This is a genomic window from Mesorhizobium sp. M1423 (assembly GCF_040317575.1).
GTDB lineage: Bacteria > Pseudomonadota > Alphaproteobacteria > Rhizobiales > Rhizobiaceae > Mesorhizobium.
The window spans coordinates 40,394-60,412 of sequence record NZ_JAMYKU010000001.1 but is presented as its reverse complement, the minus strand read 5'-3'; the positions used below and the strand labels follow the sequence as shown (position 1 = coordinate 60,412).

The following is a 20,019-nucleotide window of genomic DNA, read 5'->3' as shown; positions in this document are numbered from 1 at the left end:
CTGCTCCGTCTCCTTTTCAGAGCGAATAGAGAGTAGCGAGTAGGGATTTCCCTGGTTCGCGCCGTTACTCTGTTTTTCCTATTCGCTATTCACTACTCGCTACTCACTTATCCTTTGATCGCCTCGACCAGCGTCGTACCGAGCCGTGCTGGCGACGGCGATACCTTGATGCCGGCCGATTCCATCGCCGCGATCTTGTCTTCCGCGCCGCCCTTGCCGCCCGAGATGACCGCGCCCGCATGGCCCATGGTGCGGCCCGCCGGCGCCGTGCGCCCGGCGATGAAGCCCGCCATCGGCTTGCTGCGGCCACGCTTTGCCTCATCCTTGAGGAACTGCGCGGCGTCTTCCTCGGCCGAGCCGCCGATCTCACCGATCATGATGATCGACTTGGTCTCATCGTCGGCAAGGAACATCTCCAGCACGTCGATGAACTCCGTGCCTTTGACCGGATCGCCGCCAATGCCGACGGCGGTGGTCTGGCCGAGACCGACATTGGTGGTCTGGAACACCGCCTCATAGGTAAGCGTTCCCGAGCGCGAAACAACGCCGACCGAGCCCTTGCGGAAGATGTTGCCGGGCATGATACCGATCTTGCATTGGTCGGGGGTCAGCACGCCGGGGCAGTTCGGCCCGATCAGCCGCGATTTCGAGCGGTCGAGCCTCGCCTTGACCTTGATCATGTCCATCACCGGTATGCCCTCGGTGATGCAGACGATCAGCGGGATCTCGGCCTCGATCGCTTCCAGGATCGCTTCGGCGGCACCCGCCGGCGGCACGTAGACGACCGAAGCGTTGGCGCCGGTCTTCGCCTTGCCTTCGGCTACGGTGGCGAAGATCGGCAGTGCCTCGCCCTTGGCGCCGGTCCAGATCTCGCCGCCCTTCTTGGGATGGATGCCGCCGACCATTTTCGTGCCGTGATAGGCCAGCGCCTGTTCGGTGTGGAACGTGCCGGTCTTGCCGGTCAGGCCCTGCACCAGCACCTTGGTGTTCTTGTCGACGAGAATGGACATGGTGGTCCTTTTCAAAAACCGTTGATCGGGGAAGGCCGCGCGCTCATCGTCACAACCGCTTCAGCTCGGCGACGGTCAGGTCGCTCTTGGCGTTGCCGGTGTTGAGCGTCGTCGCCGGCTCGAACATCAGCACCACAGGTTCTTCGCTCAGCGAGCGCGGCCGGTGCTCGACGGCGCGCGGCACGACGATGAACTCGCCGCTGGAAAGCTCCACCGTGCCGTCGCGGAAATCGATGGCGATGCGGCCGCGCAGCACCAGGAAGGCCTCGTCTTCATTGTCGTGCGCGTGCCAATCGAAGACGTCGCCGAACTTGGCGATCTTGACCTGGGAATCGTTGACGTCGCCGGCAATATGCGGATCGAAGACCTTCTTGATCTTCGTATCCGCCGCCTCGACGAGGTTTATCTTGTGCGGAGGCACAGACTCAGCCCTTCACCGCCGCGACAATCTTCTTGGCTGCGTCATCGAGGTCATCGGCCGACACCACGTTCAGCCCGCTGTCGTTGATGATCTTTTTGCCGAGCTCGGCATTGGTCCCTTCCAGCCGCACAACCAGCGGCACTTGCAGGCCGACCTCCTTGACTGCGGCGATGACGCCCTCGGCGATGATGTCGCACTTCATGATGCCGCCGAAGATGTTGATCAGAATGCCTTTGACCGCCGGATCCTTGGTGATGATCTTGAACGCCGCCGTCACTTTTTCCTTAGACGCGCCGCCGCCGACATCGAGGAAGTTGGCCGGCTCGGCGCCGTAGAGCTTGATGATGTCCATCGTCGCCATGGCAAGGCCGGCGCCGTTGACCATGCAGCCGATATTACCGTCGAGCGCGACATAGGCTAGGTCGTATTTCGACGCCTCGATCTCCTTCTCGTCCTCTTCGGTGGTGTCGCGCAATTCGAGCACGTCCGGGTGGCGGAACAGCGCATTGTTGTCGAACGACACTTTTGCGTCGAGCACGCGCAGCCGGCCGCTCTTCATGACGATCAGCGGGTTGATCTCGAGCAGGCTCATGTCCTTCTCGACAAATGCCTTGTAGAGGATCGGAAACAGCGTGCCACCATCTTTGGCGGCGTCGCCGTCGAGCCTCAGTGCGGCGTTGAGCGTGTTCACATCGTCGGCCGTCACGCCCTTTTCCGGGTCGATGGCGACGGTGATGATCTTTTCCGGCGTGTCGTGGGCGACCGCCTCGATGTCCATGCCGCCCTCGGTCGAGACGACGAAGGCGACGCGCCCGACCGAGCGGTCGACCAGGATCGACAGATAGAGCTCGCGCTCGATGTCAGCGCCGTCCTCGATGTAGAGCCGGTTGACCTGCTTGCCGGCCGGGCCGGTCTGCTTGGTGACCAGCGTATGGCCGAGCATCTCCTTGGCGTTGGCGACGACCTCGGCCACCGACTTCGCCAGCCTGACGCCGCCCTTCGCATCGGCGCCGAGCTCCCTAAACTTGCCCTTGCCGCGGCCGCCGGCATGGATCTGGCTCTTGACCACATAGAGCGGGCCGGGCAGCGCCTTGGCGGCGGCTTCCGCCTCGCTCGCCTTGAACACCGGCACGCCCTCGGCCACCGGTGCGCCAAAACCTTTCAGCAGCGCCTTGCCCTGATACTCATGGATGTTCATGCGCTATGTCTCCAGCTTGTTTGGCGGGCTTGGTTGCCGGCTTATTTGGCCGCGAGATGCGGAGCGATCTTGACGCAGGCGTCGCACAGACCCTGCACCGCGGCGACCGAACTGTCGAACATCTTCTGTTCGCTTTTCGCCAGTTCGATCTCGATGATACGCTCGACGCCGCCGGCGCCGATCACCACGGGAACGCCGACATAGGTGTTCTTGACGCCATATTGGCCGGAAAGAAAGGCAGCACAGGGCAGCACCCGCTTCTTGTCCTTGAGATAGGCTTCGGCCATGGCGATGGCCGAGGCGGCGGGCGCGTAGAAGGCCGAACCGGTCTTGAGCAGGCCGACGATCTCGGCGCCGCCGTCGCGGGTGCGCTGCACGATCTGGTCGAGCCGCTCCTTCGAGGTCCAGCCCATCTTGATGAGGTCGGGCAGCGGGATGCCGGCAACGGTGGAATAGCGGATCATCGGCACCATGGAATCGCCGTGGCCACCGAGCACGAAGGCGGTGACATCCTCGACCGAGACCTTGAATTCCTCGGCCAGGAAATAACGGAAGCGCGAACTGTCGAGCACGCCGGCCATGCCGACGACATGGCTCTTCGGCAGGCCGGAAAACTTCTGCAGCGCCCAGACCATGGCGTCGAGCGGATTGGTGATGCAGATGACGAAGGCCTTCGGCGCGTATTTCTTGAGGCCGGCGCCGACCTGCTCCATCACCTTCAGATTGATGCCCAGAAGATCGTCGCGGCTCATGCCGGGCTTGCGCGGCACGCCGGCGGTGACGATGCAGACGTCGGCGCCCTCTATGCCGGCATAGTCGTTGACGCCGGTCAGCCTGGAGTCGAACCCATCGACCGGCGACGACTGCGCGATGTCCAGCCCCTTGCCTTGCGGGATGCCTTCGGCGATATCGAACAGCACGACGTCGCCGAGATCCTTGAGGCCGACCATGTGGGCGAGGGTGCCGCCGATCATGCCCGAGCCGATGAGCGCTATCTTGTTGCGTGCCATGTCAGGATGTTTTCCCTTTGACTATGACGGCGCCCAAATCCTTGACGATTTGATGACGGCGTCGGAGGAAGAGGCCGGAATGCCGCGGAACCGCGAAATTCGCCGCACGCAATAGCCCCGGCCGTGCAAAAATTCAAACGATTATTTTGGAGTGAGTAATTTCAATCGGTTAGAAACAATGGGACTTACGTAAACGTAAAAGTTCTGAAGCCGGCTAGAGGAATTCTACACAATGGCATCTGAAATCAGAAGGCTATCTCCGGGCGATGACGCCCTTGTGATGCGGGTTGCCGACGAGGTTTTCGATGAGCCGGTCAGGCCGGATCGACTCTCTGCCTATCTCGCGGCGCCCGGCCATTTCATGATCGTGGCCCTCGCCGACGGCGTCGTTATCGGCCAATGCGCCGCGATCGTCCACCGGCACCCGGACAAGGTGAGCGAACTCTACATAGACGAGGTCGGTGTGGCGCCGGCTTTTCAACGCCAGGGCATTGCGACGAGGATGCTCGACGCCATGTTCGCACTCGGTCGCGAGCATGGTTGTGAGGAGGCCTGGGTCAGCACCGAGCCGGACAATGTTGCTGCTCGCGCACTTTACGAGTCGCGAAAGGTGCCGCATGGGCCGGCGGAGGATTTTGTGATGTATGTTTATCGATTATAGACGCGGCGGGACGGACCCTTTTAACGATGGCTGGACAGGTGTGAAGGAGCGCTGCAGATCAGCCTGCTGGGCATCGGGCTCCTAGCCCTAAGCCTGCCGCGCCTCTGTCGATGATCCCCGCGCCTTCTGCCTTTCCACCCAATCCTCCAGCCAGTCGTGGCTCTGCATCTCGATCAGCCGCGATGCGGTGCGCTCAAACTCGAAGACCTCGTTGCCGCGCTTGGCCGTATAGAGCTGCGGCGGCGGTGCTGCGGCGCTCATCACCAGCCGCACATGATGATCGTAGAGCGTATCGACCAGCAGGATGAAGCGCTTGGCTTCGTTGCGCTTGCCTTCGCCGAGCACCGGCACATGGTCGATGAAGATGGTCGAGAAACGGCCGGCGATGGCAAGATAGTCACGGGCGCCGAGCGGCCTCTCGCAGAGATCAGCGAAGGAAAACCGCGCCGCCTCGCCGGCAGCACGCGGCACTACGACATGCCGGCCCTTCACCATCAGCATCGTCTCGGCCGTCGGCCTGCCATGCGTCATCACCGCCCAGGCGTCGTCGAGCGCATGGTCGGCGGCGGCATCGGCCGGGGTGACGTAGACCGGCATGCGGCTGAGCTTGTCGAGGCGGTAATCCTTGTCGGCGTCCAGCGCCAGCACCTGCGCGTGGCGCTCCAAGATAGCAACAAACGGCAAGAACAACTGACGGTTCAGGCCGTCACGGTAGAGCTCCTGCGGCGCGACATTGGAAGTGGCGACCAGCACCACGCCATTGGCAAACAACGCCGAAAACAACCTGGACAGGATCATCGCATCGGCGATGTCGGTGACCGAAAACTCGTCGAAGCACAGCACCCAGGCTTCCTCGGCCAGCGCGCGCGCCACCGGTGGGATCGGATCGTCCTCCTTGGCCGTGCCGTTCTTGCGAGCCTGCCGGTGCTTCTGGATGCGATCCTGCACGTCGGCCATGAAATCGTTGAAATGCACGCGGCGCTTGCGCCGCACCGGCAGCAGCTCGAAGAACATATCCATCAGCATGGTTTTGCCGCGGCCGACGCCGCCATGGATGTAGAGGCCCTTGACTGCCTCGTGCACTTCGCGCTTGCGGGCGAACAGCCACCCAAGTGCGCTTGATTTATGCGCCAGCCGCTTTGCCGATATTTCGTCGATCAGCCGGTCGAGCGCAGCGGCGATCCGCTCCTGCGCCGGGTCGCGCCCGATGGCGCCCGTCTCGACCAGATGGTCGTAGCGCTGCTTGACGGTCGCATGGGTCTGGAGGCCGTCACGCAGATGCATCGGTCACGTCGTTCCGGAGCAATTCCAAGAAAAGTGTGTAGCGGTTTTCTGTCCGGAATTGCGTAACAATAGGGGCGGTTCGATTACCTTGTAAGCGAGATCGGCAGGCCGTTGGAAGTCTGGCCGTCGAATTTGTCGCCGCCCGAGGAATACAGCCGTGCCAGCGTGCCGCCGTTCTCGTCAAAGAGCGTCAGCTGTTTGCCGGCGACGTTCCAGGATTTGATGCCGTCGAGCGGCGCCGGGCAATGCAGCGGTCCGGCGCGATAGCCCGAGCCGAATTTGGTCTGCGGCGTCGCCACCTGACAGCTCTGGCCGGACACGCTTGCCTTCCACACGCCGGCGACGCTGGAGGCGGTCAGGTCGGCCGCGCCGGCCGGCGCCGTCCCGTCGGGCGGCAACGAGGCGACCTGGGTGTTCTGCGGCGCGGTTGGAAATTTCGACGGATCGGCCGGGCCGGGTGTCGCCGGGGGCGGCAGCTGGTTTGCAGTCACCTTGCCGGCGGGCGCAGCTTCCAGCGGCGCCGGCTGCTGCTCGTCCATTGATGAGAACCGCGAGGTTGAACAGCCGCTCGCAACGAGCGCGGCCAGCGATACGGCCAGCAGGCCGGTTTTCGAAAATCTCATTCTTCAACCTCCGTCGGATCCGGCTGGGGGGTGCCGTCCGCGCAATGTCCCTCTCACCAAGATGGAGAAGGTGGCGAAATTTCAACCCGATATGGTTAAAATACGGTTTGCGCCGCTAATGTTGCAAATTTATCGCAAAATGCACATTGCCTGGCTGATACCTCCGGGTCGGTGCGATACGGCGCGCCGGCTCCAAATCCTTGACGTTCACCTCAAATGCTTGCGCCAGCTGGCTCCGGCATTATCTCTTGGCGATCAGCAAACTGCAGGGAGCCGATTTCTTGGCCGCGAGAAAGAGAGCCGCCAACCGCTATTACAGCGGCCCGCCCAGCGATCATTTCGACGGCACCTTGTTCTTCAATCCCGACGGCCGGCCGCCGGGTCGCTTTGCCGATCTGTTGAAATGGCAATTGAGCGGCGAGCGCTCGAAATGGCCGGCGGCGAATCCGAGTCCGTTTCCACCGGCAAGACCGGTCGAGCGGATCGATGGTGCAGCGCTCCGCCTCACCATGGTCGGCCATTCCTCGCTGCTCGTCCAGACAGCCGGCCTGAACATCCTTACCGATCCGGTCTGGTCGCGGCGTGTCTCGCCAATCTCGTTCGCCGGGCCGAAACGCGTCAATCCGCCGGGCATCGCCTTTTCCCATCTGCCGCCGATCGACCTCGTGCTGATCAGCCACAACCATTACGACCATCTCGACCTCGCCACGCTGAAGCGCCTGAAGGCAAGGCACGACCCGCTGCTGCTGACGCCGCTCGGCAACGACGCCATCATCGGCGCTGCCGTTCCCGGTATGCGGCTTTCCGCGCATGACTGGGGCGATCGGGTCGATATCGGCAATGGGGTTGCCGTCTATGTCGAGCCGGTGCACCACTGGTCGGCCCGCGGCACCCGCGACCGGCGCATGGCGCTGTGGGCGGGTTTCGTCGTCGAAACGCCAAGTGCAAAGATCTATTTTGCCGGCGATACCGGCTTCCACGGCGGTATCAACTACCGGCTGATGGCTGAAAAGCATGGTGGCTTCCGCCTCGCCATCCTGCCGATCGGCGCCTACGAGCCGCGCTGGTTCATGGCGCCGCATCACCAGGATCCGGAGGAGGCGGTGCAAGGCATGCTTTTGTGCAACGCTGGCTATGCCGCCGGCTGCCACTGGGGCACATTCCGGCTCACCAACGAGCCGATCGACGAGCCGGCCAGAAAGCTCGGCGAAGCGCTTGGAGCCGCCGGTCTGCCGCGGGATCGTTTCCGTGCCTTGCAGCCGGGCGAAGTCTGGGACGTGCCAGAGGTTTAGCGCGGCGGCTGGCCTGACGGCGAAGGCGGCTGCAAAGCTTCCATATGCCTGGCTATATGGGCGGCGTCGCGGCCCACATATGAAAGAAGGCCGGAGCCGAAGGTATGCATCCAATGAAGGCCAAGAAAGTACAGGCCGGGAAAGGCTGTCACGCCACGCTGTTGAATAGGTGCGTTGCGCGAATCGAAAATTGGTAAATCGATCCAGTTATAGTCGAAGCGATATCCCGTTCCCCAGATGACCGAGCCGACGTTCTCACCGGAGATATCCACTGACCGGGCGCCGCCGACTTCCGCCAGGATTGGCGTTGCTGAGCGTTCATTGCCATCGCTGATGTGGTCCGCGACTTCAGGTTTCTCTGCCAGCGCCTCTGCCGCGGAGACAAAATCGTCATAGGACCTATCGGCTTCAGCCAATATCTGCGAGGCATCCCCGGCCACCAACAGTTTTCCATCGGCGCATCCGAGTACACGTCCCAGCACCACTCCACCATCGCGTGCAAAACGGCGGACGTTCATATCGTAACCGCCGTTGACACCGGTTACGACGGTCGAGGGGGGATACCGCCGCTCCGGGAAACTATCGGATAGTGATCTCGAAACGTCCCATTTTGTCGAACCACCACAAGACATCCTGGCCGCGATAGCGCCGCGGCACCCGACGATGCGGACTGACCGAAAGATAGACATCGCGCCCGGATTGCTGGAGTTCATCCGCAATCTGGCTACCGGATGCACCACTGCCCACCACCAGCACCACTCCGGGGGGAAGCTCGTCGGGGTTGCGGTACCTCGAAGCGTGAACCTGGTAAACGGATCGAGGCAAATCCTTGGCCGCCGCCGGTACCATCGAACGCTGGAAAGGGCCCGTCGCCACAACGACATTGCGGGCCGTCATGCTGCCGGCGTTTGTCTCCAACGCATAATCGCCGGTATCCCTGTGTCGGAGCTTCGTGACCTCCACACCCTCGCGAACCGGAGCTGCAATTTTTGCCGCATAGTGCTCGATGAACCGCGTGATGGCGGTGTGGTGGGCGAATCCTTCCGGTTTAGGGTCCTGATAAGAAACCCCAGGAAGCTCTATTGCCTGGTTGATGAATTGAAACCGAAGCGAATCCCAACGCTCAGTCCGCCAGCGTCCGGCAATACGCGCGCGTTCCAACACGACATGCTCACGTTCATGTTGGTGAAGATAGTAACTCATGGCGAGCCCCGCCTGGCCGCCACCAATAATGATCGTGTCCCAACGCTCAGTCATTGGAAAACTCTATCGCCGGCCCGCCAAACACGTCGTCAGCTTACGGTCTCGGTGCGGTGAAGATCTTGGGTAAGACGAAAAAAGGGATCCAAGATTGCTTAGCAGCGAAATATCCATTCCCGGACGTCAAATCGACACAACGGTAGCGTTCATTCAACACTATGACAACATTGCATCCGTAGCTGCATATCACAGCCGGGTCCTCGACCCGCCCAGCCACCGCAGGGAACCCAAGCCCTCGCAGAAGCGTTTGTAGGTGTTTCAAACCTGCCGGCTGCGAGGTGTCTCTCATGATCAGGTGGATCATCATTCTTTTGATTATCGCGGCCGCGGCAAGCCTGCTCGGCATGCCGGCACTGGCTGGAGCCGCCGCAACCGGCGCCCGCATCCTCATCGGCATCGTGCTGATCATCTTCCTGCTGATCGTGCTTGGCGTATTCGCGGTGACCTGAAAAGCATGCCGCACTGGTAATTTCGGCCGGTATCCGCCATATAGGCGCCAAATCGGCAAGAGACCTTTCGATCCATGGCAAGCGCGGCCCCTTTCGCCAAGATGAACGGTATCGGCAACGAAATCATCGTTGCCGATATGCGTGGCCGTGCCGATCGCGTAACGCCTGCGGCAGCCGTCGCGCTTAATGCCGACGCCGCGACCAGGTTCGACCAGATCATGGCGATCCACGATCCCAGGACGCCGGGCACCGCCTTTTTCATCGACATCTTGAATTCCGACGGAACCAGTGCGCAAGCCTGCGGCAACGGCATGCGCTGTGTCGTCCAGGCGCTCGCCGCCGAGACCAGCCAGAAGACATTTGCCTTTGAAACAGTCGCCGGCATCCTCAATGCCGAGGAACATGCCGACGGAATGATCTCGGTCGACATGGGCAAGCCGCGCTTTGGCTGGCGGGACATCCCGCTGGCCGAGGAGTTTCGCGACACCCGCATGATCGAACTGCAGATCGGCCCGATCGATGCGCCGGTACTGCATTCGCCGTCGGTCGTCTCGATGGGCAATCCGCACGCCATCTTCTGGGTCGACCGCGACGTCTGGTCCTATGAACTCGAGCGCTTCGGCCCGCTGCTCGAAAACCACCCGATCTTCCCTGAGCGCGCCAACATCACCATCGCGCAAGTGACTTCGCCGGAGACCATGGCCATCCGCACCTGGGAGCGCGGCGCCGGCCTGACCAAGGCCTGCGGCTCGGCTGCTTGCGCCGCCGTGGTCGCCGCGGCCCGCACCCGGCGCACCGGCCGCAGCGTCACGCTGATGACGCCCGGCGGCGGCTCGCTGCACGTCCTGTGGCGCGACGACGACCACGTCATCCTGACCGGTGCCGCCGAATGGGAATTTTCCGGCAGCTTCGATCCGTCGACCGGGGCGTGGGCGCGCGACACCGAAAGCGCCGCCTGATGGCTCCTCGTGGCAACAGGGGTATCGACGTCGTCACCTTCGGCTGCAGGCTGAACACCTATGAATCCGAGGTGATGCGGCGTGAAGCCGAAAGTGCGGGCCTCGGCGGGCTCGAAGGCGGCGCTATCATCTTCAACACCTGCGCCGTCACCGGCGAGGCGGTGCGCCAGGCCAAGCAGTCGATCAGAAAAGCCCGCCGTGAGAACCCGGCCGCCCGCATCATCGTCACCGGCTGCGCCGCGCAGACCGGCCCGCAGGATTTCGTCGCCATGGACGAGGTCGATCTCGTCCTCGGCAATGAGGAGAAGCTGAAGGCGCATTCATATCGCGCGCTGCCGGATTTCGGCGTCAACGACACCGAAAAGGCGCGCGTCAACGATATCTTTTCGGTGCGCGAAACGGCCACCCACATGGTCGACGCCATCGAGGGCCGGGCGCGCGCTTTTGTCCAGGTGCAGAACGGCTGCGACCACCGCTGCACCTTCTGCATCATTCCCTACGGTCGCGGAAATTCGCGCTCGGTCCCGATGGGCGCCGTGGTTGAGCAGGTCAAGCGACTCGCCGGCAGTGGTTATGCCGAGATCGTGCTGACGGGCGTCGACATGACCAGTTTTGGCGCCGATCTGCCGGGCGCACCGAAGCTCGGCAAATTGGTCAAGACCATCCTGAAGCAGGTGCCAGACGTGAAACGCCTGCGGCTTTCTTCCATCGATTCGATCGAGGCCGACGACGATCTGCTGGACGCCATCGCCACCGAGCCGAGGCTGATGCCGCATCTGCACCTGTCGCTGCAATCGGGTGACGACATGATCCTGAAGCGGATGAAGCGCCGGCACAGCCGCGACCAGTCGATCCGCTTTTGCGAGGATGTGCGCAAACTGCGCCACGGCATCGTTTTCGGCGCCGACATCATCGCCGGCTTCCCGACGGAGACGGATGCCATGTTCGAAAACTCGCTGGAGATCGTCGAGGAATGCGGCCTGACGCATCTCCATGTCTTCCCGTTTTCGCCGCGCCAGGGCACGCCCGCCGCGCGCATGCCGCAGCTTCGCCGCGAAATGGTCAAGCAGCGCGCCGCACGGTTGCGCGCCGCCGGCGAGGTCGCCTACCGCCGTCACCTTTCCTCGCTCGCTGGCACACGCCAGTCGATCCTGGTCGAGCGCGATGGGCTCGGCCGCACCGAAGGGTTTACGCTGGCCGTGTTGTCAGCCGGGGCGCCGGGCGACATCGTCGAGGCTGATATCGCCGGCAATGACGGTATCAGACTGATCGCCGCGCCGCTTGCCGCCCGCGCCGCCTGAGAGCGCAAGACATGGCCGGGTTTTTCAAGAAGATATTTTCGTTCGGCAAGAAGGAAGTTGTCGAGGAGCGGCCCGACGAGACCGCACCGCTGCCGCCGATCAAATGGGACGAACTGGAGGCGCTGAAGCCGGCGGCCGAGCAGGCCGTCCCGGAGTTTTTGAAACGCGAAGAGTCGCGGCCCGAGGCAGACACTGCGCCTCCGCCGTCTGTCGAGACGGAAGCGCCGCCCGCGCCGCAGCCACCGCTCGAACCCGCACCAACCATTCCGCCCGAGCCAGAGATCCAGCCGGAGTCGGAAACGCCTGCTGAGGAGCCGGAAGAAATCCCGGCCGAGCTTGTTATTCCCGAGCCGGAGCAGCCGGAGATTGTCCAGACTGAGCCTCGGTCATCGGAAGCTGGCGCTGCCCCTCATCCGCCTGCCGGCACCTTCTCCCCGTATGGTGACGGGGAGAAGGGGGCTGATCGGCAGGCCGAGCCTCCTTTTGAAAGCGATGAAGAAGAAGCTGCAACGCTGACGTCCCCCTCTCTCCGTCCTTCACGGGGGTCCGAAGGACCGGCGAGACAAGCGGCTCGCCCCGGAACGGGAAAGGGTGAGGGGCAGCGCGAACCTCTGCAAGATACCGCACCGCCCGCCGAGAGCCCCTCCGCAGCGCCCGAAGCGCCGCCGGCCGAAATCCCGCCTCCGCTCCGCCAGCCCGCCCCGGTCGAAACGAAACCGGTCTTGACCGAGATTGCGCCCGAACCAGAGGCCATTCCGCAACCATCGCCGGAGCCAAAACCTGCCCCCGGCAAGGTGACCGTAACCAAGAAGGTCGAGCAGAAGGCCGAGCCGCAAAGAGCGCCCGAACCGGCGCCGAGGCGCTCCTGGTTCCAGCGCATGCGAGACGGGCTTGCCCGCTCTTCCAGGGAGTTGTCCGGCAACATCGCCGGCGTCTTCACCAAGCGCAAGCTCGACGAGGACACGCTGCAGGACCTGGAGGATGTGCTGATCCGCGCCGATCTCGGCATGGAGACGGCTTTGCGCGTTACCGACGCGCTCTCCGCCAGCCGCTACGGCAAGGATGTCTCCGAGACGGAAGTCCGCGCCATCATGGCGGCGGAGGTGGAGAAGGTGCTGACCCATGTCGCCATGCCGCTGGAACTCGACCTCAGCCACAAGCCGCATGTCATCCTGGTCGTCGGCGTCAACGGCACGGGGAAAACCACGACCATCGGCAAGCTCGCCGCAAAGCTGACCGATGGCGGCCTCTCGGTGATGCTCGCCGCCGGCGACACTTTCCGCGCCGCCGCGATCGAGCAGTTGAAGATCTGGGGCGAGCGCACCAACTCGCCGGTCATTGCCTCGAAGCTCGGCGCCGACGCCGCCGGCCTCGCTTACGACGCCTTCGAGCGGGCGAAGGAGGCCGGCTCCGACGTGCTGATCATCGACACCGCCGGGCGGCTGCAGAACAAGACCGAACTGATGGCGGAACTGGAAAAGATCGTCCGCGTGCTGGGCAAGCTCGATCCGGAAGCGCCGCACACCGTGCTGCAGACGGTCGATGCCACCACCGGCCAGAATGCGCTCAACCAGGTCGAGATCTTCCGCAATGTCGCCGGCGTCAACGGCCTGGTGATGACCAAGCTGGACGGCACGGCGCGCGGCGGTATTCTGGTGGCGATCGCGGCAAAGCACAAATTGCCGGTCTACTTCATCGGCGTCGGCGAACAGGTCGACGACCTCGAACCCTTTTCCGCAAGCGAGTTCGCCAGGGCGATCGCTGGCGTGGCTTGACGAGCATGATCCCGAAAAGTTGCAGACTTTTTGGATTGGATCGTGCGTAAGAAGGATCCCATGAACCCACCCATCCTCGAACGCGACCTGTCCGATCCGCGACGCAAGGCGTTGAACCCCGGCCTGAAATTCCTGCTCGAACTCGGGCCTGGTCTGGTGTTCTTTTTCACCACCATCCGCGGCGCGTGGCTTGTCGGGAAATTCCCGATCCTCAGCCATATCGGCGAGCCTATCCTGATTGCCACAGCGTTCTTTATGGTGGCGACGGCGCTGTCGCTCAGCGTTTCGTGGATTTTGACGCGCAGCTGGCCGATCATGCCGCTGGTCTCGGCCATCGTCGTGTTTGTGTTTGGTGCGCTGGCGCTGTGGCTGCAGGACAAGACCTTCGCTTTCATGAAGCCGACAATCATCAACAGCCTGTTCGGCATCACGCTGCTTGGCGGGTTGGCGTTTGGCAGATCGCTGTTGGGCTATGTCTTTGATTCCGCCTTCAATCTCGACGCCGAAGGCTGGCGCAAGCTCACTTTCCGATGGGGGCTTTTCTTCCTTTTTCTGGCTGTGCTGAACGAGGTCGTGTGGCGCAATTTTTCTGAGGAAACCTGGCTTTATTTCAAGGTCTGGGGCACGATTCCCATTACCCTTGTCTTCACGTTAAGCCAAATGCCGTTGATCCTGCGCCACTCGCTCGAGGACAAGGCCGCCAAGGAAGAGAAAGCCGGCAAATAGAGCAATTCCAGGAAAAGTGTGTAGCGGTTTTCCGTCCGGAATTGCGTCAGAATAGGAGGAGAGGGGCATGGAATTCATCACCACGCGCGACGAGTTGAGGACGATCTACAAGACGCCTCGGCCGACCGACGGTTCGATCCGCAAGGAACTGAAGGCATTGGACGGCCACTGCCGTTCCTTCATCGGCAAGAGCCCCTTCGTGCTGATCGGCTCGTCCGACGGCGCCGGCAATGCCGACGTGACGCCGAAGGGCGACAGGCCGGGCTTCGTAACAGTGCTCGACGAGAAGACCATCGCCATCCCCGACCGGCCCGGCAACAACCGCCTCGACACGCTGGAGAACATCCTTCTCAATCCCTCGATCGGGCTGCTCTTCCTCATTCCCGGCATGAACGAAACGCTGCGTGTCAATGGCGATGCCCGCATCACCGTCGATGCGTCATTGCGTGAGCGGCTGGCGGTCGACGGCAAGGCACCGCAAAGCGTCGTCGTGGTGACGGTCAAGGCCGCCTACATGCATTGCGCCAAGGCCTTCATGCGCTCCGAATTGTGGAAGCCGGAGAGCTGGTACGACCGCGCGACGCTGCCGACGCTCGGCCAGATCCTGCGCGACCAGTTGGCGCTCGCCGATTCGGCCGAGGCGACCGACCGCTGGCTGGACGAGGAATACAGAGAGACCATGTGGTAGTGTGCCCGGCGACGAATCGCTCGAGCCGGTCTCCATTTCCTTGCTCAACATCCTCGCCATCTCTGGCAGCCTGCGCGCCGCCTCGACCAATTCGGCCCTGGTCGCGGCACTCGCGCAAAACGCGCCGCCGGACTGTCACGTCGCCGTCTACGATGGGCTTGGGCGGCTGCCGATCTTCAACCCCGACGACGAAGGCGAGCGAACGCCACCGCAAGCAGCGGCGCTGATCGACGCGGTCACCGTCGCTGACGGCGTCATCGTCTCCTGCCCGGAATATGCCCATGGCGTACCAGGCGGCCTCAAGAACGCGCTCGACTGGCTGGTGTCGCGCGATGCAGCCGTCGGCAAACCGGCCATGCTGGTCCACGCCTCGCCGCGCTCGCTGTTTGCCCGCGCCGCACTGGCCGAGATCATGCGGACAATGTCTTTCGCACTCTATGAGGAAGCAGCGCTCGAAATCGGCCTGCTCGGCAAGAAGCCGCCGGAGGTGGAGAAAATCCTGGCGGAACCGGCAAACCGGCTGGCAATGCGCCGCGCCGTTTCGGCCTTCGCGTCCTTCATCCGCTCGCGTTAAGTGGCGGCCATCGCGCTGTCGTTATCCCAGGGCAGAGCGAACGCGAAGCGAGCGTCGGCGATCCTTCGCGCCCCCCTCTGTCCTGCCGGACATCTCCCCCACAAGGGGGGAGATTGGCCGTCATCCCCGCTTTCGCCAACCTCCAACGTTGAAAGACGGGCCAGGCGACGAAGCTGCCGATCTCCCCCCAAGTGGGGGAAATGCCCGGTAGGGCAGAGGGGGCCGCTGTCCCGCAGGCCTCTCGCAAACTTCCGCCTCGCTGCCGTTCCGTCGGGAGATTAGCCCTTCCGTCTCCGCGTCTCGACGTCGGTCTGGCCGACGAACCAGTCGCGGGCATTGACCTCTTCGAAGACCACCCAGACATCGTTGCTGGTCAGGCCGGTGGCGCCGGTGATGGCCGCCGTCACCTGGGCGGCGATCGCGGCCTTTTTTCCGGCCGGGTCATCGGCAATCACCTCCTTGACCAGGCGGATATTCACGAATGGCATGGTTCCCTCCCTTGGATATGCTTGGCGGCCGCTCAAAATGTCTTGGCGCCGTTGACCATGAGCCGGACCATGTAGAGCGAGGTCGTGCCGGCGATGTAGAGGCAGTTCAGCTTGTTGCCGCCGAACACGCAATTGGCGACGACTTCCGGTACCTTGACCTTGCCGATCAGCGTCCCGTCTGGATCGTAGCAATGGACCCCGTCGGCGGCACTGGTCCAGATGCGGCCGTCCGCATCGAGCCTGAAACCGTCGAACAGGCCGGCGGTGCAGTCAGCAAAGACCTTTTCGCCGGACACCGTCTTGCCGCCCTGGCCGACATTGAACACCCGGATGTGCGCCGGGTTTTGGGCGCCATGCGTGCGGCCGGTGTCGGCGACATAGAGCTTGCTCTCGTCGAGCGAGAAGGCGAGCCCGTTTGGCCTGACCATGTCGGTGATCACCGCCTCGGTCTCGCCGGTGCCGGGATCGACCCGGTAGACATGGCAGGCCCCGATCTCGCTTTCGGCCTTGTCGCCCTCGTAATCGGTATCGATGCCGTAGCTCGGATCGGTGAACCAGATCGAGCCGTCGGACTTGACCACCGCGTCATTAGGCGAGTTCAGCCGCTTGCCGCGCCATTTGTCGGCGATGGTGATGACCGAGCCGTCATGCTCGGTGCGGCTGACGCGGCGGCCGGAATGTTCGCAAGTAACCATCCGGCCTTGCCGGTCGACGGTGTTGCCATTGGAATTGCCGGACGGCTGACGGAACACGCTGACGCTGCCGTCGGTGTCGTCGTAGCGCAGCATGCGATTGTTCGGAATGTCGGACCACACCACATAGCGCCCGGCCGCAAACCAGGCCGGCCCCTCCGCCCATCGGCAGCCGGTAAACAGCCTGTCGACCTGTGCGTTGCCGTTAAACAGCCGCGAAAAGCGCGGATCGAGAACTTCGTAGAATTCGCTGGTCATGGTTCCTCCCGGTATCAGTCGCTTGGCGAGCCGCGATCAAGCCAGCCTGCGATCGATATGGCAAGATCGATGATGCGTCAGAAGCATTAGGGGAGCGAATGCTGGCCCGGACGGCAGGTCACATCCGGTTAACCGGCTATGCGGCCAGCGCAATGGTGCATTGCAACATCTTATTTTTGCAACGCGCCATAACTATGTCATGCTTCGTATCGATCAAGGGAGGAACAACTGGCCGCGAAATGCGGCGCAAAAGGAAACTCGCTATGATCATCGACAGCCTCATGAGCCGCGCTCGCGCCAGCATCGCCAAGCGCCGGCATTACAACCGCCTCGTCGCCGAAATCGACAGCTTCAGCAGCCGCGACCTCGCCGACATGCGCGCCGACCGCTCAGAAATGCTCTATCAGGTCCACAAGCAGATCTACGGCTGAGTCTTCGGTCGACCTATCACGATCGGCGGGCATCAGCCCGGAACGGCCAGCGCCTTCTCGATCTCCGGCAGCAGCAGCGTCTGCGCCGAGTCCGGCGTCAGCGGCCCGACATGCTTGTAGGCGATCTTGCCATCCTTGCCGATGACGAAGGTCTCCGGCACGCCGTAGACACCCCAGTCGATCGCCGTGCGCCCGGCCTGGTCGACGCCGATCGCCTGGAACGGATTGCCGAGATCGCCAAGGAACCGACGGGCGTTTTCCGGCTGGTCCTTGTAGTTCAGCGCTGCCATGACGAAGCGTCTGTCCTGCGACAGCGCCAGCAGCACCGGATGCTCGTCGCGGCATGGCGCGCACCAGGACGCGAAGACGTTGACCAGCGTCACCTTGCCGGCGAACTGTTTTGAATCGAGGCCCGGCAAATTGGTGCCCTCGAGCGCCGGCAGGTTGGTCTGCGGCGCCGGCAAGCCGATCAGCGCCGACGGCACTTCCGACACGTCGCGCCCGGACAACAGCTGCGCCAGGAACAATCCCGCCAGCCCGAGAAAGACCAGCAGCGGCACCAGCACGATCAGGCGGCGACGCGCCGGTGTTTCCGTTTCCGTGCTCATGATTTTGCTGCCTTGTCGGAGCGCCGGCGCACGCCGGACGCCTCCAGCTCGGCGAGCTCTCGCTTGCGGCCGCGCTGGTCGAGCAGGATCCAGCCAACCAGCCCGGCCAGCACCACGGCCGTAATGGCATAGGCGGCGGTGACATAAAGGGCATGCATGCTCATTTTCCCGATCCAAGGCTTCTCACGGCGAAATTCATAGCCTCACCGGCTGTTTGTCGCAATGAACGGGTCTGCGGCAGATTTGCGGTTATCGCAAGCCGAAGGTCACTGCGAAAGCAAAACACCTGATATGTTTTTGATACGCATGTATTGGCACGTCAGGGACAGCCTGACAGCCCCTTCGCAGGTAAGCAGGATTCTACCGGCGTCATCCCACATCCTGATTGCACTGGAGCCATGGCTCTGGAACTTGCGAAGGCTAATGGATTCGACCGCGATGAACTCAAGCCCGAAAGACACGGCATTGAACGCCGCCCATTTGGCGGGGGGCCGGTAGGGAAGGACGGTCGAGATGAAGGAAAGGTGCATGCTAGGCCCGTTGCGGTCCATCTTGGCCCCGGTAACCTCGACGGAGGACAGATCGGGGTAGTTGCCGTAGATGGTCTGGAGAAAGATCGGGTTCTCTATGCGCAGCGGCCACATCAATCCGTTCCGTGCCGCAGCGCCAGCGCCGCTGCCACCGGCCCGAGCACGGCAAGAAACAGGGTCAGCGCGGTAAGAATGAGGAAGGGATGCAGGAAGGGATCGGGGTCCGCCACCGCGCCATAGCTTGCCGATACGCCGAAGATCAGTACGGGAATGGTCAGCGGCAGCACCAGCACCGAGATCAGCAGTCCGCCGCGCGGCAACGCTACCGCCACCGCGGCACCGGCAGCACCGATGAAGGTGATCGCCGGCGTGCCGACCAGAAGCGTCAGCGCCGTGGCGCCGATGCCGGCCGGCTCCATGTTCATGAACAGGCCGAGCAGGGGAGCCGCGACGACCAGCGGCAGCACGCTTCCCGCCCAATGCGCCAGGCATTTCGTCAGCACGGTCAGGGCCAGCATGTGCCGGTCGTTGCCAAGCACCAGAAGATCGAGCGAGCCGTCCTCGCGGTCAGCCTGGAACAGCCGGTCGAGGCCGAGCAGGCAGGCCAGCAAGGCGGCGATCCACAGGATCGCCGGGCCGATGCGGGCCAGCAGCTTCAGGTCGGGACCGACGCCGAAGGGGATGGTCGCGATAACGGCGAGAAAGAAAATCACGCCGGTAAGCGCCCCGCCGCCGGCGCGGATACTTAAGCGGATGTCGCGCAGGAAGAGGGCTAGCATGATGTGAGATGCTTTCGCCCAGGCACCCCCCTCTGTCCTGCCGGACATCTCCCCCGCAAGGGGGGAGATTGGATGTCGCCTCGGCTTTCGTCAGTCTTCAACGTGAAAGAGAGGGCGAGTCGTTGAAACCGCCAATCTCCTCCCTTGCGGGGGAGATGTCCGGCAGGACAGAGGGGGGTGCGACAGAGCGCCGACATCATCCAACCATCCCCATCACAAGCTCCCTCGCCCCCTCCAGCCCCAGCGGCAAATGCGTGGCCGCAACCACGATCCCCCCACCATCGAGATGCTTCCGCATTAGTCCGCCGAATCTCTCCTCCGAAGCCTTGTCCAGTCCCGCCGTCGGCTCATCGAGCAGCCACAATGGCCGATGACTGACCAGCAGTTTTGCGATCGCGGCGCGGCGGCGCTGGCCGGTCGAGAGATAGCCGAACGGCAGATGGCCGATGCCGCCCAACCCGACGGTCTCCAGCGCCTCTTCAACACCCCTGGAACCCGCGCCCGAAAAATCGCGCCAGAAGCACAGATTCTCCTTAACGGTGAGTGCGCTCTTCATTGCGTCGAGGTGGCCGAGATAGTGACAGGCCGAGGCGGCCGACGGAAAGTCTTCGCCACCACCTTCGAACCGCACACGGCCTGCCGCCACCGGCAACAGTCCGGCGATGATCCTGAGCAGCGTCGATTTGCCGGCGCCGTTCGCCCCGGTGACGACCAGCGCCTGGCCATCCCCCAGCGCGAATTCGATGCCGGAAAATACCGTCTCGCCGCCGCGTTCGCCGCCCAGATTTTCGGCGATCAGCCGCATCCGTTCCCCTTCGCCGAAAGTTCAAGCGCGGCTTCGGTGCGCCGCAGCAAAAATGGCAATTCCGTGTCTAGAACTATTCCAGAAAATTCTCTATATCCGCATCATCCGTGCCAGCGGTCGGCACGGGAACCGAATTTGCGCCGAACCAGCGCGCGTGCCGCCTTGAACGGCCCGGACGCTTGGGAACGGATAGCGGA

25 protein-coding genes are annotated in these 20,019 nt (G+C 63.0%); 10 read left to right on the top strand and 15 right to left on the bottom strand.

Annotated elements, in window-relative coordinates; all coding sequences use genetic code 11:
* Positions 1-107: 107 nt before the first annotated feature.
* From sucD to mdh, 4 genes are read right to left on the bottom strand one after another with little or no spacing between them, the layout of a single operon-like run.
* A complete protein-coding gene (gene sucD / locus NKG95_RS00355; RefSeq protein WP_352481051.1) occupies positions 108-1,010 on the bottom strand; it encodes a succinate--CoA ligase subunit alpha in 903 nt (300 codons plus the stop codon).
* 49 nt (positions 1,011-1,059) lie between these two features.
* Positions 1,060-1,431 (bottom strand): cupin domain-containing protein, encoded by a 372-nt coding sequence (locus NKG95_RS00350; RefSeq protein ID WP_023723110.1) that lies wholly within the window; start codon positions 1,429-1,431, stop codon positions 1,060-1,062.
* A 4-nt stretch (positions 1,432-1,435) separates the two neighbouring features.
* Positions 1,436-2,629: an ADP-forming succinate--CoA ligase subunit beta gene (gene sucC, locus NKG95_RS00345; RefSeq protein WP_353039612.1), complete on the bottom strand. Its 1,194-nt coding sequence runs from the start codon at positions 2,627-2,629 to the stop codon at positions 1,436-1,438.
* A gap of 41 nt (positions 2,630-2,670) precedes the next feature.
* Positions 2,671-3,639: a malate dehydrogenase gene (gene mdh / locus NKG95_RS00340; RefSeq protein ID WP_023723107.1), complete on the bottom strand. Its 969-nt coding sequence runs from the start codon at positions 3,637-3,639 to the stop codon at positions 2,671-2,673.
* 280 nt (positions 3,640-3,919) lie between these two features.
* Here mdh and NKG95_RS00335 point away from each other — a divergent pair, with 280 nt between their 5' ends.
* On the top strand, positions 3,920-4,300 hold the full coding sequence (locus NKG95_RS00335; protein WP_502913909.1) for a GNAT family N-acetyltransferase: 381 nt from the start codon (positions 3,920-3,922) through the stop codon (positions 4,298-4,300).
* Between the two features lie 87 nt (positions 4,301-4,387).
* Here NKG95_RS00335 and zapE read toward each other — a convergent pair whose 3' ends face one another.
* Both zapE and NKG95_RS00325 read right to left on the bottom strand, forming a co-directional pair.
* Positions 4,388-5,584, bottom strand: coding sequence for a cell division protein ZapE (zapE, locus tag NKG95_RS00330; protein WP_352494048.1), 1,197 nt, complete (start codon positions 5,582-5,584; stop codon positions 4,388-4,390).
* An 83-nt stretch (positions 5,585-5,667) separates the two neighbouring features.
* The gene (locus NKG95_RS00325) at positions 5,668-6,207 is read right to left on the bottom strand and encodes a protease inhibitor Inh/omp19 family protein (protein ID WP_353039608.1); all 540 of its coding nucleotides are present in this window, start codon (positions 6,205-6,207) and stop codon (positions 5,668-5,670) included.
* A gap of 281 nt (positions 6,208-6,488) precedes the next feature.
* Here NKG95_RS00325 and NKG95_RS00320 point away from each other — a divergent pair, with 281 nt between their 5' ends.
* Entirely contained in the window at positions 6,489-7,499 is a 1,011-nt protein-coding gene (locus NKG95_RS00320) for an MBL fold metallo-hydrolase (protein ID WP_353020030.1), read from the top strand.
* On the opposite strand, the gene NKG95_RS00315 is transcribed toward NKG95_RS00320, so the two are convergent.
* Entirely contained in the window at positions 7,496-8,017 is a 522-nt protein-coding gene (locus NKG95_RS00315) for an NAD(P)/FAD-dependent oxidoreductase (protein ID WP_353039606.1), read from the bottom strand. The two genes, NKG95_RS00320 and NKG95_RS00315, sit on opposite strands and share 4 nt — an antisense overlap.
* Positions 8,018-8,078: 61 nt before the next feature.
* Positions 8,079-8,756: a flavin-containing monooxygenase gene (locus tag NKG95_RS00310; RefSeq protein WP_353039604.1), complete on the bottom strand. Its 678-nt coding sequence runs from the start codon at positions 8,754-8,756 to the stop codon at positions 8,079-8,081.
* 290 nt (positions 8,757-9,046) lie between these two features.
* Between NKG95_RS00310 and NKG95_RS00305 the strand changes: the two genes are divergently transcribed.
* The 7 genes from NKG95_RS00305 to NKG95_RS00275 all read left to right on the top strand — a co-directional run bounded on the left by NKG95_RS00305 (position 9,047) and on the right by NKG95_RS00275 (position 15,231).
* On the top strand, positions 9,047-9,208 hold the full coding sequence (locus NKG95_RS00305; RefSeq protein WP_031195454.1) for a DUF1328 family protein: 162 nt from the start codon (positions 9,047-9,049) through the stop codon (positions 9,206-9,208).
* 74 nt (positions 9,209-9,282) lie between these two features.
* Entirely contained in the window at positions 9,283-10,167 is an 885-nt protein-coding gene (gene dapF, locus NKG95_RS00300; RefSeq protein WP_353039602.1) for a diaminopimelate epimerase, read from the top strand.
* The gene (gene mtaB / locus NKG95_RS00295; protein WP_353020028.1) at positions 10,167-11,468 is read left to right on the top strand and encodes a tRNA (N(6)-L-threonylcarbamoyladenosine(37)-C(2))-methylthiotransferase MtaB; all 1,302 of its coding nucleotides are present in this window, start codon (positions 10,167-10,169) and stop codon (positions 11,466-11,468) included. The genes dapF and mtaB overlap by 1 nt, the downstream gene beginning before the upstream one ends.
* 11 nt (positions 11,469-11,479) lie before the next feature.
* Positions 11,480-13,243 carry a signal recognition particle-docking protein FtsY gene (gene ftsY / locus NKG95_RS00290; protein WP_352588007.1) on the top strand — a complete coding sequence of 588 codons (1,764 nt, stop codon included), beginning with the start codon at positions 11,480-11,482 and terminating at the stop codon, positions 13,241-13,243.
* A 60-nt stretch (positions 13,244-13,303) separates the two neighbouring features.
* Positions 13,304-13,969 (top strand): septation protein A, encoded by a 666-nt coding sequence (locus tag NKG95_RS00285; RefSeq protein ID WP_352817258.1) that lies wholly within the window; start codon positions 13,304-13,306, stop codon positions 13,967-13,969.
* Between the two features lie 67 nt (positions 13,970-14,036).
* Complete coding sequence (locus NKG95_RS00280) at positions 14,037-14,657, top strand: pyridoxamine 5'-phosphate oxidase family protein (protein ID WP_352481060.1); 621 nt, start codon at positions 14,037-14,039, stop codon at positions 14,655-14,657.
* A 40-nt stretch (positions 14,658-14,697) separates the two neighbouring features.
* Positions 14,698-15,231: an NADPH-dependent FMN reductase gene (locus NKG95_RS00275; RefSeq protein WP_353039900.1), complete on the top strand. Its 534-nt coding sequence runs from the start codon at positions 14,698-14,700 to the stop codon at positions 15,229-15,231.
* Between the two features lie 278 nt (positions 15,232-15,509).
* Here NKG95_RS00275 and NKG95_RS00270 read toward each other — a convergent pair whose 3' ends face one another.
* Entirely contained in the window at positions 15,510-15,719 is a 210-nt protein-coding gene (locus NKG95_RS00270; RefSeq protein WP_353039600.1) for a tautomerase family protein, read from the bottom strand.
* Positions 15,720-15,751: 32 nt separating this feature from the next.
* Positions 15,752-16,669: an SMP-30/gluconolactonase/LRE family protein gene (locus NKG95_RS00265; protein WP_353039598.1), complete on the bottom strand. Its 918-nt coding sequence runs from the start codon at positions 16,667-16,669 to the stop codon at positions 15,752-15,754.
* A 263-nt stretch (positions 16,670-16,932) separates the two neighbouring features.
* Between NKG95_RS00265 and NKG95_RS00260 the strand changes: the two genes are divergently transcribed.
* Complete coding sequence (locus NKG95_RS00260; RefSeq protein WP_023721879.1) at positions 16,933-17,100, top strand: hypothetical protein; 168 nt, start codon at positions 16,933-16,935, stop codon at positions 17,098-17,100.
* A 32-nt stretch (positions 17,101-17,132) separates the two neighbouring features.
* Here the strand turns inward: NKG95_RS00260 and NKG95_RS00255 are convergent, their stop codons facing one another.
* The 5 genes from NKG95_RS00255 to ccmA all read right to left on the bottom strand — a co-directional run bounded on the left by NKG95_RS00255 (position 17,133) and on the right by ccmA (position 19,822).
* The gene (locus tag NKG95_RS00255; protein WP_352790086.1) at positions 17,133-17,708 is read right to left on the bottom strand and encodes a DsbE family thiol:disulfide interchange protein; all 576 of its coding nucleotides are present in this window, start codon (positions 17,706-17,708) and stop codon (positions 17,133-17,135) included.
* On the bottom strand, positions 17,705-17,872 hold the full coding sequence (gene ccmD, locus NKG95_RS00250) for a heme exporter protein CcmD (RefSeq protein WP_023721882.1): 168 nt from the start codon (positions 17,870-17,872) through the stop codon (positions 17,705-17,707). Before ccmD ends, NKG95_RS00255 begins: the two co-directional genes overlap by 4 nt.
* Positions 17,873-17,974: 102 nt before the next feature.
* Positions 17,975-18,352 (bottom strand): Imm50 family immunity protein, encoded by a 378-nt coding sequence (locus NKG95_RS00245; protein ID WP_352481064.1) that lies wholly within the window; start codon positions 18,350-18,352, stop codon positions 17,975-17,977.
* A complete protein-coding gene (gene ccmB / locus NKG95_RS00240) occupies positions 18,352-19,017 on the bottom strand; it encodes a heme exporter protein CcmB (RefSeq protein ID WP_023721884.1) in 666 nt (221 codons plus the stop codon). Before ccmB ends, NKG95_RS00245 begins: the two co-directional genes overlap by 1 nt.
* Positions 19,018-19,213: 196 nt before the next feature.
* Positions 19,214-19,822, bottom strand: coding sequence for a heme ABC exporter ATP-binding protein CcmA (gene ccmA / locus NKG95_RS00235; RefSeq protein ID WP_023721885.1), 609 nt, complete (start codon positions 19,820-19,822; stop codon positions 19,214-19,216).
* Between the last annotated feature and the right edge of the window lie 197 nt (positions 19,823-20,019).